Source organism: Exiguobacterium acetylicum DSM 20416 (assembly GCF_000702605.1).
GTDB lineage: Bacteria > Bacillota > Bacilli > Exiguobacteriales > Exiguobacteriaceae > Exiguobacterium_A > Exiguobacterium_A acetylicum.
The window spans coordinates 1,322,068-1,338,145 of record NZ_JNIR01000001.1; the positions used below are offsets into that span (position 1 = coordinate 1,322,068).

At 46.8% G+C, this 16,078-nt stretch carries 15 protein-coding genes and 1 pseudogene; 6 read left to right on the plus strand and 10 right to left on the minus strand.

Annotation, left to right across the window (positions count from 1 at the left end):
- Positions 1 to 97 precede the first annotated feature (97 nt).
- Positions 98 to 3,685, plus strand: coding sequence for a dynamin family protein (locus tag P401_RS0107280; RefSeq protein WP_029341903.1), 3,588 nt, complete (start codon positions 98 to 100; stop codon positions 3,683 to 3,685).
- A 282-nt stretch (positions 3,686 to 3,967) separates the two neighbouring features.
- Here P401_RS0107280 and P401_RS0107285 read toward each other — a convergent pair whose 3' ends face one another.
- The 3 genes from P401_RS0107285 to P401_RS0107295 all read right to left on the minus strand — a co-directional run bounded on the left by P401_RS0107285 (position 3,968) and on the right by P401_RS0107295 (position 6,874).
- Positions 3,968 to 4,876, minus strand: a complete 909-nt coding sequence (locus P401_RS0107285; protein WP_029341904.1) for a LysR family transcriptional regulator — start codon at positions 4,874 to 4,876, stop codon at positions 3,968 to 3,970.
- A gap of 12 nt (positions 4,877 to 4,888) precedes the next feature.
- Positions 4,889 to 5,839 (minus strand): magnesium/cobalt transporter CorA, encoded by a 951-nt coding sequence (gene corA, locus P401_RS0107290; protein WP_029341905.1) that lies wholly within the window; start codon positions 5,837 to 5,839, stop codon positions 4,889 to 4,891.
- Positions 5,840 to 6,325: 486 nt separating this feature from the next.
- Positions 6,326 to 6,874, minus strand: a complete 549-nt coding sequence (locus P401_RS0107295; protein WP_023468520.1) for a hypothetical protein — start codon at positions 6,872 to 6,874, stop codon at positions 6,326 to 6,328.
- Between the two features lie 284 nt (positions 6,875 to 7,158).
- On the opposite strand from P401_RS0107295, the gene P401_RS0107300 reads away from it, so the two are divergent.
- Together P401_RS0107300 and P401_RS0107305 are read left to right on the plus strand one after the other, a co-directional pair.
- Positions 7,159 to 8,277: an NAD(P)/FAD-dependent oxidoreductase gene (locus P401_RS0107300; protein WP_029341906.1), complete on the plus strand. Its 1,119-nt coding sequence runs from the start codon at positions 7,159 to 7,161 to the stop codon at positions 8,275 to 8,277.
- A gap of 36 nt (positions 8,278 to 8,313) precedes the next feature.
- Complete coding sequence (locus P401_RS0107305) at positions 8,314 to 8,643, plus strand: hypothetical protein (RefSeq protein ID WP_160171461.1); 330 nt, start codon at positions 8,314 to 8,316, stop codon at positions 8,641 to 8,643.
- A gap of 90 nt (positions 8,644 to 8,733) precedes the next feature.
- Here the strand turns inward: P401_RS0107305 and P401_RS19145 are convergent.
- The 7 genes and pseudogenes from P401_RS19145 to P401_RS0107340 form a co-directional block, all read right to left on the minus strand.
- Positions 8,734 to 9,619, minus strand: a pseudogene (locus P401_RS19145) (IS3 family transposase).
- Entirely contained in the window at positions 9,562 to 10,071 is a 510-nt protein-coding gene (locus tag P401_RS19150; protein WP_029341908.1) for a helix-turn-helix domain-containing protein, read from the minus strand. The pseudogene P401_RS19145 and the gene P401_RS19150 overlap by 58 nt, the downstream one beginning before the upstream one ends.
- 87 nt (positions 10,072 to 10,158) lie before the next feature.
- Positions 10,159 to 11,115, minus strand: coding sequence for an L-histidine N(alpha)-methyltransferase (egtD, locus tag P401_RS0107320; protein WP_029341909.1), 957 nt, complete (start codon positions 11,113 to 11,115; stop codon positions 10,159 to 10,161).
- A complete protein-coding gene (gene egtB / locus P401_RS0107325) occupies positions 11,115 to 12,395 on the minus strand; it encodes an ergothioneine biosynthesis protein EgtB (protein WP_029341910.1) in 1,281 nt (426 codons plus the stop codon). The genes egtD and egtB overlap by 1 nt, the downstream gene beginning before the upstream one ends.
- Positions 12,396 to 12,518: 123 nt before the next feature.
- Positions 12,519 to 13,502: a GMP reductase gene (gene guaC, locus P401_RS0107330; protein ID WP_029341911.1), complete on the minus strand. Its 984-nt coding sequence runs from the start codon at positions 13,500 to 13,502 to the stop codon at positions 12,519 to 12,521.
- A gap of 160 nt (positions 13,503 to 13,662) precedes the next feature.
- Entirely contained in the window at positions 13,663 to 14,169 is a 507-nt protein-coding gene (locus P401_RS0107335; protein WP_051656280.1) for an NUDIX domain-containing protein, read from the minus strand.
- Positions 14,156 to 14,713: a GNAT family N-acetyltransferase gene (locus P401_RS0107340; RefSeq protein WP_029341913.1), complete on the minus strand. Its 558-nt coding sequence runs from the start codon at positions 14,711 to 14,713 to the stop codon at positions 14,156 to 14,158. The genes P401_RS0107335 and P401_RS0107340 overlap by 14 nt, the downstream gene beginning before the upstream one ends.
- Positions 14,714 to 14,856: 143 nt before the next feature.
- Between P401_RS0107340 and P401_RS0107345 the strand changes: the two genes are divergently transcribed.
- From P401_RS0107345 to P401_RS0107355, 3 genes are all read left to right on the plus strand, one after another.
- Complete coding sequence (locus tag P401_RS0107345) at positions 14,857 to 15,117, plus strand: hypothetical protein (protein ID WP_029341914.1); 261 nt, start codon at positions 14,857 to 14,859, stop codon at positions 15,115 to 15,117.
- A gap of 243 nt (positions 15,118 to 15,360) precedes the next feature.
- Entirely contained in the window at positions 15,361 to 15,561 is a 201-nt protein-coding gene (locus tag P401_RS0107350; RefSeq protein WP_023468529.1) for a cold-shock protein, read from the plus strand.
- An 84-nt stretch (positions 15,562 to 15,645) separates the two neighbouring features.
- On the plus strand, positions 15,646 to 16,011 hold the full coding sequence (locus tag P401_RS0107355) for a nuclear transport factor 2 family protein (protein ID WP_023468530.1): 366 nt from the start codon (positions 15,646 to 15,648) through the stop codon (positions 16,009 to 16,011).
- The last annotated feature ends 67 nt before the right edge of the window (positions 16,012 to 16,078 follow it).

The following is a 16,078-nucleotide window of genomic DNA, read 5'->3' on the forward strand; positions in this document are numbered from 1 at the left end:
TCCCGGGCGGATCGTTTTTTGTCGCTTTTAGAAGGATGACGAAACTGAAAAAATCGTGATACACTGAACGGTGACTGAAAGAAAGGGGTTTCATCGCATGCGCTCATTTGAGGAACGATTATCGAACCAACTCGAGGCGACGGCCTCACTCGTCACATTGATTCAACCTTCAACGGATCAACTTCGTTTAGATAAACTAGATAAATTCGCCATGAAACTATTAAAACGAGAGTTCACGATTGCGTTTGCTGGTCATTTCTCGGCTGGGAAGTCGAGCATGATTAACGCCTTGACAGGAGAATCGGTCTTACCAACGAGCCCGATTCCAACGAGTGCGAACATCGTGACGCTTCAGCAAGGTGACACGGATTCAGCGATCGTTCACTTTCACGAACAACCGTCTGTTCGCCTGACAGCGAAAGAGCAAGAGGAGCATCTTCAAACGCTTGGGAAGAGTGGCGATGTCCGACAAATCGACTTGACGCATGCCGCGTCCAAGCTGCCACCTGGTCTTGTCCTAATGGATACACCTGGCGTTGACTCGGTCGATGATGCCCACCGTGTATCAACGGAATCCGCACTTCACTTAGCAGACATCTTGTTTTACGTCATGGACTACAACCATGTCCAATCCGAATTGAACTTCATGGTAACGGATGAATTACAAGCTGCCGTACCTGAGTTATATTTAATCGTCAATCAAATTGATAAACATCGTGACGATGAATTATCATTCGACGCATTCCGCCGCTCGGTCCATGCATCCTTCGCCGAACATGGTGTCGTGCCAAAAGGAATCTTCTTTACGAGTCTAAGGAATCCAGATCATTTGCATAACGATTTTACGGAAGTCGAACAGCTCGTTAAGCAAAGCATTCGCGACGCTCAACCGAAGTTGTTGACGTCTGCCGCTTTGACACTTGAAAGTCTTCACCAAGAGCATACACGGTATCTCACACGTCTCGTTTCAGAAGCCCACGAGACGATGACTGAACAATTGAGTGACGCTGAACGACGCGATCCGGCGACGATCGAAGCCGAACTAGTCCACATCTCGCAGCAATTAGAAGCACGCCAACCGGACCGTTGGGTACAGACGTTTTCGTTGCATCGGGATCAACTCTTGAAAAATGCGACCTTGATGCCGTTTGAGTTACGTGAGAAGATGCGCCGTTTTCTTGAGTCACGCCAACGTGACTTCAAGGTTGGACTATTCCGTAGCACGAAAAAGACGGAAGCGGCTCAAGCAGAGATCGCGCAAGACGTGCTACGTGCCTATCAGACGGTGACCGCTTCCGAAATTTCGCTACATTTACGTAACTTGATGAAACAATCGTTACGTGACCTTGGTCTCTTGCAGGATATGCATATCGTCGCAATCGATCAGCTCTCACTCGACCCACCGCTTTCCGTACTCGAAAGTGCCTTGCCAACCGGTATTACGATTACCGGTGAATCGGTGCTCCAGTTCACGAATCGTGTCGCTGAGCAGACACAAGCGTGGTTCGTCAAGGAAACGAACGCGTGGCGGGAGCATGTGCGCCAAGAGTTAACGGTGACTTTCCCGAAAGAACAAGCTGAACTATTGCAACGACAGTCGTCACTACAGCACAAATGGAACAGCGTCCAAGTATGGCAACAGGCTACCGTAGCACTTGAGCGTTATGAGCATGGTGTTGCCGATCCATCTGATCAACAACTCGAACGAGCTCGGACGCAAGTTTCGGTCTGGGAGGAGCAATTGATCCAACAAGAAGCGGCGATCGTCTCCTTTACCGGGTATGAATCGGTGACAGAAACTACTGCGTTTGAAGTTGCGACGACGATCAGTGAGCAACAAGCCGTCCGTTATGCACCGGAAGACGTCGCTCAAATCCGTCAGCATCTGAATGGTCTTCAAGGTTTTGAAGATGCCGTCGCTTATTTGAATGACAAATTGGACCGACTGACACACCAATCGTTCACGATCGCCTTATTCGGTGCCTTCAGTGCTGGGAAATCGTCGTTTTGCAATGCCTTGCTCGGAGATAAGGTACTACCGGTCTCTCCGAACCCGACGACCGCGTCGATCAACCGGATTCATCCCGTTGACGCTGCACACCCGCACGGCGTGGCAGAAGTCACGTTCAAGTCGGAAGCAGCGATGCTTGAAGACTTAAATGAAGCGATGGTCGGGACGATGACTTTTGAGTCAACGAAACAGGCATACGATACGCTCTTACCACGTACCGCGTCACTGACGGATCCGTTCTTGCGTGCTTTCTTGAAAGGATTCCCTGCCGTTCAATCCTTCATCGGTACCGTCCAGACGGTCGATCAAGAAGCTTTTAAACAGTATGTCGCGCAGGAAGAACGAAGCTGTTTCATAGATGTCATCGATTTCTATTACGATAGCCCGTTAACACGTCTTGGCGTGACGCTCGTCGATACACCGGGAGCAGATTCAATCAATGCCCGTCATACTGATGTCGCTTTTGATTACATCAAGAACGCGGATGCGATCTTATTCGTCACGTACTTCAATCATGCCTTCGCCCGCGCTGACCGTGAATTCTTGATTCAACTCGGTCGTGTCAAAGACGCATTCGAACTCGATAAGATGTTCTTCCTCGTCAACGCGATTGATCTTGCTGCGTCAGATAGCGAACGTCAAGATGTCTTGAACTATGTCGCGACGGAATTGCAACGGTTCGGGATTCGATCGCCCCGACTGTATGGCGTCTCGAGCTTACAAGGACTCACGGAAAAGCAACAAGAGCGATCGGATTCAACTTCCGGTTTACCTGAATTCGAGGAGGCATTCCATCACTTCCTAGCGGAGGATCTGACCGGTCTCGCCAAAGTATCGTTGTCTGAGCAGACGGAAAAGACCGTCCAGCGACTCGAACGATTTATCGCTGCGACTGAAGCGAATCTGTTGCGAAAAGAAGAACGGTTGGCTGAGCTGTCTGCTTTAGAACAGCAGGTCACGGATCGTTTCGAAGACAATCGCGCCGCTTTGATCGAACCTGCACTCAAAGCAGAGATCCATGAGCTGTTGCATCATGTCGTACAACGCATTTATTACCGTTTCCCCGACTTTTTCAAGGAATCCTATAATCCTGTTCGTTTTGCTCAAACTGGCAAAGGAGCGGCATTACAGGATGCATTAACGGAACTGTTGACGTTCCTTCGGTTCGATTTTGAACAAGAGCTCCGGGTCACGCATTTCCGTGTCGATCAATGGCTCGAAGCGGCCTTGATCCGGCGTCAACAAGAGGAGCAACAGTTGCTAGAGCAATGGAACGAATCCTTCCAACTCGCACCTGTCACGGTCTCTCGATTAAACGAAATGACGTTCGATGGTCCATTCGAAGATGCAACGCCTTATGTCGGCGTCAAACGTCACTTCCGGAATGCGAAAGCCTTCTTCGAGAAAAATGAGAAGGAGCAGCTGAAAGAGGAGCTTGCGACATTAACCAAACAAGAAGCACTCGCGTATACTGCCACTCAAGAAAAACGCTTGCTGGCAGTCGCGGCGGCACATCTAGATGTTTCTTTGACAGCCGTTTCAGAGCACCTGTTACGTCAAACACTCGAGCAACTTGAGAGTGAACGCGCGACGTTACAGGCACAAGAGACGCTGACCCCTTATAAACAAGCAGCTAAGCAGATTCGCAGTCTGACGCAACACGTCACTTCATGAGATACGATCGCTCCAACGTAAAAGAGGCTGACCCAACAGTCAGTCTCTACAAAGATAAGGGTGGCAGATCATAATTCTGCCACCCTTATCTCGTAAAAATAGAATGACCCGTCACACGCCACTCCTACAGGAAAAGCTCATTTTTGCGCTGTCAGAGACAAACAAGACCCGTTTTCATGCTGGAATGAAGCAGGAAAACGGGCTTGTGTCTCGCCTGAGGAAAGGGCGTGAATAGACGAGTCATTCTTTTTTGAGTCAGTCCCCTTTTTGATTGCCTTCTCGTCAACGCGATGGCGTTGGCCAGTACGACTGAAAATAGTGGACGATGTATTGGTGGACGTGCTGGACGACAGGACGTAATTCCGTCCCAACGAGTCGGTTCAATGAGACATCCCATAACATCGGTGGGTCGAACGGGATGATTTTAATGTCATCCGCATGATGAAACCGTAGTATCGGCTCCGGTAGGATCGAGATGACGTCAAGTTCTTGGACCATCCCGATCAACAAGTCCCATGCCCCTGACATGAAGAAGATATTCGGCTCTTGCTGCACTTTACGAAACTCCGATAGTATTTGATGATGTAACATGAATCGATCGTTCAAGATGACGAGTGGTTCATTTCCGATATCACGATAGGATAGCGCTTCTTTTGCTTGAAACGGGTGATTCGGACGAACGGCGACGACGACCTCATCTTCGATCAATCGAAAACGTTCGATGCCATAGGATTCGCCCGGTTCGATCAAGATGGCCAAGTCGAGTTCTTCAAGTAACAGTCGACGTTTGAGTTCAAACGCCCCCTCCTCGATGATTTCGAGTTCGATGCCAGGGTGTTCCGCCATGAACTTCGGAATCAACTGCGAAAATAAGACAGGGAGGATGACGGGTGGGATGCCGAGACGGACTTTTCCTCGGACGACGTTCGAGCGTTCACGCAGATGCCCCATCAATGCTTGATGACGTGTCAGAACGATCTTCGCATCCTCATACAATTGACGTCCCGTTTCCGATAACCCTGTCAACCGTCCGTGCTTTCGAATGAACAGTTCCACTTGCTCCAGCTGCTCGAAGTCGCGGATCATCTGACTAAGCGCCGGTTGCGAGATTGACAAGTGCTTCGAAGCACGCGTTAAGTTATAGCCTTGCTCAACGATTGTCGTAAAAAAAAGTAACTGTCGAATATCCACTTACATCTCCCCTTATTCATCAAACCAGCGATTTTTTTTGAAAAACAGAATCATTCCTAAAGCGAGGAGTCCCATTGCCCCTAATGTCACGAAATAACCGTACCGAGTGGTCAGTTCTGGCATATGTTCGAAGTTCATGCCGTATATACCGGCGATGAACGTCAACGGCATGAAAATCGTCGTGAAGATTGTCAACGTCTTCATGATGCTATTCATCCGGTACGAGTTGAGGGAAATGAAATTATCCCGAAACTCAGAGGTCATTAATCGATTGTATTCGATCATTTCCGATAACTTCAGTAAGTGATCGTACAAATCGCGAAAGAATGCTTGTTTCTTTGGATAAATCGATAACCGCTTTGATTCGACGACACGATACAGTAAGTCCCGCATCGGCATGACCGTCCGCGAGATTCGAAGTAACCGCGCGCGTAGTTCGAAAATCTCCTCCATCAACCGACGATCATTGCCACGCGTTCGGTAGCGTTCTTCAAGCGCAAACAATTCATCTTCCGTCGCATGAACGATCGGAAAATACCCGTCGACGATCTTATCCATGATTTTATGTACGAGGTCGACTGTTTCTTGTTTGTCGAGGCGTTGGCTACACTGTTCAAACACGATATCAATTTCTGGTGAAGATTGCTCATGGTAGCTAACGAGATGCCGATCACTTGCGAACAAATTGATTTCACGACTCGTCAACGTTCCTTCATCGAGCGCATGAAGGACAAAAAAGCTATGTTCTGTATAATATTCAAGCTTTGGGCGTTGCAAGTAATGAAAACAATCTTCAATCGCCAGTGGATGAAAATCAAAAACCTCAATCAATTTTTGCTTCTCTGCGTCGTTCGGTTGATTGAAATCAACGAAATAACGTTTGATGCCCGACTCCTGTATTCGACTTACATCATCGGTCAAAATGATTGTGTCATTCGCATCGATCAGTATACAACGAATCAACTTTTTCTCCCCCTTTTCCTATGTAAGCGTACTATATTTTTTCGTATGCAACAAAAAAAGGATTTCCTCGAAGAGAAATCCTTTCAGATTGTAGATAAATGAACTGACTCAAAAAATGACACACCTTTTCACGCCCTTTCCTCAGGCGAGACACAAGCCAGTTTTCCCGCTCCATTCGAGCAGGAAAACGGGTCTTGTTTGTCTCTGACAGCGCAAAATCGCACTTTTTCCTGTAGGAGTGGCGTGTAATGCGTCATTTTTTTATATCCGGAAGAAGGACCGAGAAGCATTTTGTTCACTCGACATCGCTTCCTAGGGAAAAACAAGCAAGAGCGACCCTGCAGCGAAGCGAAGCGGCGCGATGCTTGTCCCAGGAAAACGATGCGAGTCGAACAAAAAAAGCGCAATCCTTCTCGTTAGAGAACAATTGCACTTGTCTTCAGTCTCAAAAGATTTCCCCGAAGAGAAATCCGTTTCATATAGCAATCAACCATGTTCAATATAAAATCCGCTCCAATAAACCTGACGATACGTAAACTCTTTTCCACTCTTCGTCGTCACAAGCATCTCATCTTCTGCCATGACGGCGATTTTAATGGGTACTTCACCGTGATCCGTCAAATAATTGAGGATCTCAAGATGCCGATTCAACCAAAGACGACGGCGGAACCAACGAAAACGACTGAATGCCGCACTGAAGTGGAGTAAGGCAAGCGCAAGGATAATTAAAGCAAACGGAAGTGGAATATCGAACAACGCAATCAAATATACATCTGCGATCAGCAAGGATAACGAGAGACCCATTTCCGTCATCTCCATGAAAGATGCTTTATAGGTCGCAAAGTAGGTCATCACACGAAATAGGAAGATGACCGTGAGGTACGGTACGAAGTACATTTGAAACACATGGTCCGTGCCGCTGTTGACGAACATGAGCAGTGGCAGGAAGAATAGCAATTTCCAGATTAGGATGGCGGAATAAAATAAAGTATGATCCGTGTAGCGTCTGCGTACGATGGCTTGACTCATATTCATTGCCTTCCCCTCCTTCATGATGGACCGTTTCAAAGTCGATGATGACAGGACATGATGCCTATAAGGGTATGTTTCCGAATTCAGCTGTTTCTAATCGTCTAATTCACAGTTTTTAGAAACTGTATATTTAGTATACGTCATGACGCGCCAAATGGTTCACTTTTCCCATCATTTCCCATCATTCGATGTGCTACAGATTGGAAACCCGCTCTTGCTAGTCGTCCGGATCTTCTACTGCTACAATAAAAGATATTCCAATTGAACAGAATCGAGTTGAATCTTTCATGTACACCCATATCATCATTGGCGCCGGAATTCTCGGTGCCTCGACTGCCTATCATTTATCGAAGGCTGGTGAACGCGTCTTACTCGTCGATCGGAAGGAACCCGGTCGAGCCTCTCATGCGGCAGCCGGCATCATCTGTCCGTGGATGACACAACGGCGAAATAAGGCATGGTACAAATTAGCGAATAACGGGGCTCATTTTTACAAGACATTGATTCCTGAACTCGAAGCACTCGGTGAGACGAGTACGGGTTATCAGCAAGTTGGCACGATCGCCTTACACGAAACATCAAAAATCGAAAAGATGGAGACGATTGCGCAAAACCGTTTTCCGGAAGCACCTGCCATCGAACGTATCGAACGACTGGACCAAGATCGTGTCAAAACGCTCTTTCCACTCGTCGAACAGATCGAAGATGCCTTATTCGTTTCCGGTGGTGCCCGCGTTGACGGACGTGCCTTGTGTGCCGCTATGATCCGTGGTGCTGTCGAACATGGAGCCAACGTGATCGAAGGAGACGCTTCTCTGATTGTAGAGGACGGGAGCGTCACGGGAATCAAAGTGGGGCGTGAGGAGTATGCGGCAGAACAATTCATTTTAACGGCAGGTGTCTGGTTGAATGATCTTCTCCGCCCGCTTGCGCTTAAAATTGATTTGCATCCGGAGAAGGGACAAATCCTACAACTCGACTTGACGGATTCTACATCAACGACGTGGCCGGTCATCATGGGACAACGCGGATTATATCTGGTCTCAATCCACGAAAAGAAACTGATCGTCGGTTCGACACACGAAAAGCAGACCGACTATGACTTGAAACCGACCGTCAAGGGGATGCATGCTTTATTGAATCGCGCCTTACCTGTCTTACCAAGTTTAGAAGAAACGACGATTGATGAACTGCGTATCGGCTTACGCCCGTATACTAAAAACTCCCTGCCGGTGATTGGACCGCTTCAAAATCATCCGAACGTGTTCCTAGCGAACGGACTTGGTGCATCCGGTTTGACGATCGGACCGTATCTCGGTAGCCAATTAGCGAAGCTTGCACGGCATCAAGCGCCTGATATCGAATGGACGACTTATGAGCCGACCTATGTCTCTCTCGACTCCTGACCAACTCTATGCTTCACTTTGAAAGGAAGTACACCATTGTCCATGAAACCAATCGTTCCTCTTGAATTATTCGATGCTTTAGATATACGTGTTGGTACAATCCAGTCGCTTTCGGATCTTACCGATGGCTCAATTCAGCTTGAACTACAATTCGACGGATTTACGCGTTTATTCTCACTCGAGTGGGAATCACTGCGACCCGATGTCCATGAATTGCTTGGAAAACAAGCGATTGCTGTACTCAATATACCCGGTCGTACGCCTGAAGAGTCCGGTCGGGTGCTTGAGATCGGTCGCTCGGAACAATGGATGCCGATTCTCGTCGTACCGGAACATCCGATTCCGGAAGGAGCACGTGTCGAATAAGGCATATCATTTAGAAAAACACTCCCCTGTGTCGCTTCGTAACGGAAGCTTACTGAACTGAACCAAAAATGTTAGACAATAAATAATTTGTCAGGCGACCTTGAGGACCTGAGTCCGGTATTCCACCGGGCTCAGGTTTTTTAGTCGTCTCTTGATACGACGATGGTTATAGTACTCGATGTAAAGCTCGAGCTCACATTTGAAGTGGTCCATGTCATCGAACTCCTTGAGATACAGGAGCTCTGACTTGAGCACAGCGAAGAAGCTTGTTGTCGAGGCAGTTGCCCTTACGGGACATGCTTTGCGTAATGCCGTGCTCGTGAAGCGTACCGACGAACGCTCGATATTGATAATGCCACCCTTGGTCGGAATGCAGAATCGGTCGGGCTTTCCCGTCGAGCTTCCCGATTGCCTGATCCAACATTTCACCAACGAATTGATAGGTAGGGCGGTCCGATAGGGTATAAGCAATGATCTCACGATTTCCCAAGTCCATCATCGGCGAGAGGTAGAGTTTCTCCCCGAACAGGTGAAACTCAGTGACGTCAGTCACCCATTTCTGGTTCAGGCCGGTGGCCTTGAAGTCACGTTGGAGAAGATTCGGTGCGACCTTTCCGACCCGTCCTTTATAGGAGCGGTATCGCTTCATACGGACAAGACATTTTAGACCGAGCTCATTCATGAGACGGCGTACGGTCTTCGGATCGTGCCAGAAGCCTTGGCGTTCGAGAAGTGCGTGGATGCGACGATAGCCACATCGTCCCTCGTGTTCGTGGAAGAGAGTATGGATAGCTGTCTTCACCTCCGCATACTTGTCCTCGCCCGTCAGGCGCGTCCGCCAATAGTAATAGACGCTTCGTGCCATACCGAGCACGCGAAGGAGTCCCGGAACGGGATAGACTGACCGCAATTCGTCGATTACTTGTGCCTTGATCCGGTTCGTCGCGCATTCTCTTCTTGAACCAAGGCTTTCAATTTTTTTAACGCAGCGTTCTCCATCTCGAGATACTCAATCCGCTCTTTGAGCTTCTCGACTTCTGTCATCTCTTCAAATTCCTTCTTCTTGCGTCTCGCCATCGGGGCACGTCCTTTCGGTCTGGCGACCAGACCTGCGGTCCCTTCCCGTTCATACGTCGATCGCCACCTCGAGATCGTTCCTGGGGAAGAAATTCGGTACTTTACGGCCGCCTCTATATTGGACAGCCTGTTGGTCACCATGTCGTTTAATACCTCCAGTTTAAATGCCAGCGAGTGGCTTGTATAGGAAGGATCGAAGATCGTTTCCCCCCAACGCTCATAGAGACGCGACCACTCGCGGATCAGTTCACGTGCTATCCCGAATTCTATCGCTACACCTCGGTATCCGTCTCGTCCTGTCAGATAACGCTCAGCGACTTGGACTTTAAACGCCTTTGTATATTTGACCATAAAAAACACCCCATAAAAGTTGGATTTTTATGTCCAACTTTTATGGGGCAGTTCATCATTCAAGCGGGAGTGTTTTTAGATATGCCATTACATTTTTTCTAAATAATGTACGCTAAATCGTTCATCGTCATCGATCCAGCAATTGACCGGATGAAAACCACTTTTAAGGGCAAGTGTCTCAAACTCTTCTTTACTGTATTTATAGGAGTTTTCCGTATGAATCGTTTCTCCTTGTTTAAACGGAACCGTCACATCTCCAACTTGTACGAGTTGATCGAGTTGACTCCGAAGATGCATTTCGATTCGTCCTTTTTCCTCATTATAAAAAGCATGATGTTCGAATCGCGTCACATCAAATGTTCCCTCAAGCATCTGATTCAAATGCGTCAACATATTCAAATTGAATGCTGCTGTGACGCCGGCTGCATCATTATAAGCTCGTTCAAGAACGTCAACAGACTTTTTCAAATCGACCCCGATCAAGAATCCATCTCCTGTTTCAAGAATTCGTGAGGAATGACGTAAGAAGCGCATCGCTTCCTCAGGTTCAAAGTTTCCGATCGTCGATCCCGGGAAAAAAATGACTCGTTTTTGAGACTCCTCGACCGGTAAAGAAATCGATTGTGAGTAATCCCCACAGACCGCTTTAATATGCAGCGCAGGATACCGTTCCGACAATTGGCGTGCAGATTCCATTAAGAAATCTTTTGAAATATCGATGGGCATATACGTGTCTAAATGTGTAAATGTCTCCAGTAACATTTGGATTTTACGACTGCTTCCACTTCCATATTCAATCAGTGTATGCACATCCCCGATACTTCGTGCGATTTCCGCTCGATGTTGCTCCAAGATGGCGAGTTCTGTTCGTGTCGGATAATATTCCGGTTGTTGCGTAATCTGTTCGAACAGCTGGGATCCGATGTGATCATAAAAATATTTTGCCGGTAAGACCTTTTGTTCTTGCAACAGACCTTCGATGACTTCTAAACGCATGTTTTGTTGCGGCGTATATAAATCGTAACCTATTACTGTTTCCCGCATCACATGTCACCTGCCAATCGGAAGCCGCCAAATAACCAACGTTTATCAGGCGGGAAGAAGTTACGGTATGTCTCGCGAATGTGATCGTCAGGCGTCACGCACGCTCCTCCACGCAGTACCATTTGATTACACATGAACTTCGCATTGTATTCCCCGAGTGCTCCTTCAAGCGGTTTACTGCCTGGATATGAACTATAAGCGCTCGACGTCCACTCCCAGACGTTTCCGAACATGCTCGCAAGCGTCGTCTCTGACTCTTCGACGGCTACCGGATGGAAGGTCCCGCTTCCCATCATATTACGCTTCGTGACAGAATCGACTTGGCGAGAAGCCCATTCCCACTCTGCTTCTGTCGGCAACCGTTTCCCTATATAACGACTATAAGCATCCGCCTCATAAAAACTGACGTGACAGACCGGTTCATCGAGACGAAGAGGTTCGACACCATTCATCGTAAAGATCGTCCACTCCCCTGCTTCATCCTTCATCCAATATAACGGTGCTTTCCAGCCTTCTTTTTGAACCGTCGAAAAGCCGTCGGACAACCAGTATTCTGATTTTTCATAGCCCTCTGCTTCAATGAACGCCAAATACTCTCCATTCGTGACAGGACGCGTCGCGAGTTTAAACGGATACAGCCACGTTTTATGACGTGGACTCTCGTTGTCAAACGCAAAACCGTCTCCTGTATGACCGATCTCGACGAGTCCTTCCTCGAATTGGATAAAAGATGTTTCCTTGACTGCATTTTCAGGCACATCTGTTGCCCGCGACTTTGACTGATAGGCAAGTAACAACGGATTCGTAAAAAAGTTATTCTTCACGTCCATCAAGATCAATTCCTGATGTTGTTGTTCGTGTTGTAATCCCATCTCGACTAATGCTTCGATTTTTCGTTGGTCTTCTGGAGTTCGATCTTCCTTCAAGAACTCGATCATTTGTCCATCGACATATGACCGGTAAGCAATGATGTCTTCGACGGTCGGACGTGACAGCATTCCTCGTTGTTGACGAGGTTGGTAAGGACCGATCGAGTTATAGTACGAGTTGAATAGATAATTGTACTTCGGATGGAAGACGCGATAGTCTTCACTATATTCCTGTAGTATCATTCGTTCAAAAAACCAGGTCGTATGGGCGATATGCCATTTCGGTGGACTCACGTCGGAACTTGCCTGGATGACGAAATCCTCCGCTTCGAGTGGTTCGATCAAGGCGATTGTTTGATTACGAACAGTGGAAAATTTTTCAATTAAGTAAGATGTCGTTTCAAATAGCATGTCAATCACTCCCTATCCAAAATATTCCGAATCTTTTGGTCCATTTGATGTATACCCCTCCTATGGAAGAGTTATGCTAAAGAAACAAAAAAAGTCCGCTCCGTTAAGAGCGAACTGATCACTTTAATATACTTTATCGCCGTTGAAGATCGAGTTCTTGACGACAACGTAGTCGACCGTCCGAATCGCCTGCAATTTGTTCCCACCAGCGTACGAGATTGCCGATTGTAAATCTTGCTCCATCTCGATCAATGTATCCGCTAGACTTCCTTTATGCTCGACGAACATTTTCTTTCCTTCGACGTTCTTGCGTTCCCCTTTTTGGAACTCAGAAGCAGAACCGAAGTATTCCTTGACGAGCACTCCGTCCACTTCATGTGTCTCACCAGGCGATTCTTCATGCCCTGCGAAGAGTGAACCGATCATGACCATCGACGCACCGAACCGGACTGACTTCGCGATATCGCCATGCGTCCGAATCCCACCATCAGCAATAATCGGTTTACTTGCTGCTTTTGCACACCAACGAAGTGCCGCGAGTTGCCAACCACCTGTACCGAATCCTGTCTTAATCTTCGTGATACACACTTTACCTGGTCCGATCCCGACTTTTGTTGCATCGGCTCCCGCATTCTCAAGTTCACGCACCGCTTCCGGTGTTCCGACGTTACCAGCGATGACGAAACTTTCTGGTAGAAGCGACTTGATGTGGCGAATCATCTGAATGACGGCTTCCGAATGACCGTGCGCGATATCAATCGTGATGTATTCCGGAGTCAGCCCTTCTGCTGCGAGCTGTTCGATCAGCTGATATTCCTCTTCCTTGACACCGACGCTAATTGAAGCGAACAGTTGGCGTTCTTGCATCATACGAACGAATGCCAAACGACGAGCCGGTTCGAATCGATGCATGATATAGAAATAATCGCCTTCCGCTAAGAACAAAGCGATCGATTCATCAATGATCGTTTGCATGTTTGCCGGTACGACTGGAAGCTTGAAACGACGACCACCGAACTCGACTGACGTATCACATTCCGAACGACTACCAACGATTGATTTTGCTGGAATTAATTGAATATCTTCATAATCGAATACTACATCCATGAATAACACCTCTAATTACGAATATTTTTAAATATATTGGCGATAATCATTCGCCCCTTGACTACTATAACGAACTGTCCTCATAGTGTCAAAGAAATTTTCGCGTTTTTAAGGTTTTTCAAGAACTTTATTCCGCTATCAGCAATTTAATGTTCGGTTTTTAACGGTTCTTCCGTTGTAAATCTGTCAACCAGTGCTCTTCCCAGTCAAAATAGCTCGTCGCTTCGGATGCTTCAAACACATGATCAGGATAAGGAAGTGCTAGAGGTGGACGCTCCTGTTTTGGGAAATATGCCAGTTGTTTGGATTCCCCATCGACGGCTTCGAGCGTTCCCCCGACTACCTTACACTCGAATACTGTCGCTACGTATTCAACTTCGTTTCCGTCCGGGTACGTCAAACGAAACGCCTCTCCACCGAATGTCGCAATCAGTCGGACCGGTCGGACGAATAGACCCGTTTCTTCATAGACTTCACGAATGACTGCTTGCGCAGGAGATTCTCCCAGTTCGATCGCTCCAGCAGGCAAACTCCAAAACGGACCTCCTGGATCCTGAAAGAGGATATGACCTGCTTCGTTTCGAATGATCGCTGCGACGCATGGTGTAAAAAGACGTTGCGTTCCGACAAGTTGGCGCAGATTAGCATAGTAATCAGAGATTGGCATGTTTTGACTCCTCTCGGTCTTCTTTTAATAGAGCAAACAAAATAAAGTCTTCCCAGGCATCGTTGATGAAGAGATTTTGTTTCGCGATTCCTTCTTGGCGAAACCCAACTTTCTCAAGGACACGGATCGAGCCGATATTCTCTGGCATGACTTCAGCACGGATCCGGTGGAACTGGTGGACATCAAATAAATGATCTACGAATAATCCGACTGCTTGAGCCATATATCCTCGACCAGAAAAGGTGGCATCCAGTTGATAACCGATCATGCATGTCTCGGCTGGTCCACGCTGAACGAACATCGCCGAGACATCCCCAATCAATTGGTCTGTCTCATTTAAAAAGACGCCATACGCATAATAAGCATCTTGGCGCATCAACTCTTGGTGGCGGTAAATTCGTTCTCGTTGTCCTTCGATCGTGTATTGTTCAGGAGACGGTTTGATTGGCATCCAGTACTCAAAGTGATCACGGTTTCGCAAATTCACCTCAAGGACCTCCGCTGCATCCTCTAATGTATAAGGACGAATGTAAACAGGTAACATAATTATTCCTCCTCTTCCATCAATATCTTTAGTTCAAGAAGTTTGAGTGTTTCATAATTCATCCAGCGGGAATCTACATAATAGTTTCATTACATTACTGTGACAGCATACTATAGAGAAAACTGTCGAAGAAGGAGTGACTTATGTATTCAGACACTGATTTGCTCAATCAAATCAAACAACGCGATTCCGTCGCGTTAGAACGATTATACGATCGTTACGAAAAAACACTCTTTCTTCTATTCCGTCGCACGCAAGTCGAGGAAGCACTCATTCATTCCGCGATGACTCAGTTATTCCGCACTGTTTGGGAGCAACCGACACGTTATCCGAACTTTCAAGGATTCATTCTGCATACATTACGACAACTCAGTAGCAAAAGAGAACATATCCCGACTCGCTGAAAGAATCAGTTATATTCTTTCGACATGAGTAGAATGAACCCTTTAATTGCATGATTTATTCAGAGAAGAACAGCTTCGTTTGTTCTTTTTTTGTTTTGTCCTTTCTTTTTTGTTTGAGGCATGCTATATTATTAAGTAATTATTGTTGTTCGGTGGAGATACGAAGTGTTTCACTTTATATTCGATGAAATTGATCACGGTAGTAATAATCAGTGTGCCAGTCACACGCAGGAGGCAATACACATGGAACAAGGTAAAGTAAAATGGTTTAACGCAGAAAAAGGATTCGGCTTCATCGAGCGCGAAAGCGGAGACGACGTATTCGTACACTTCTCAGCAATCCAATCTGAAGGTTTCAAATCACTTGACGAAGGTCAAGAGGTTTCTTTCGAAGTTGAAGAAGGTCAACGTGGACCACAAGCAACTAACGTTGTAAAACTTTAATTTCTTTTAGACCCTGCTCACGCAGGGTCTTTTTTTGTATTTATATATGCTACACTAGCGATTCAGGAAGAAAGGAGATGTAATATGACACTTGAACAAACGATGCAACACCTTCAAGATGCTATGCTAAAAGGAGATTTATCACAAGTCTCGCATCTATTATCTCCCGAATTTACGTTCATCGATGCATTAGGGCGGTCATTTGATGCCGAGACCTACCTCGATCATTACGTGGATCCTGCAAACATCCGCTGGTTATCCCGGACCGATGATTTTTCATACATTGATCATTTCGAAGATACGGCAATCCAGTATAGTTTGACAGAAGACCGATTTGAATACGGGACAACTCAATACGTTGGTCGTTTCCGGATCGTATCAATCTATCGTGCTACGTCAGATGGTTGGAAATGGCACTTTGGTCAATTGACATCTCTTGATCCGTCGTAACGGATTCAAGGGATGTTTTTGTTTTCATTTTCCATTCATCGTCAGTTGGAATTGCTTCTCATTTTTC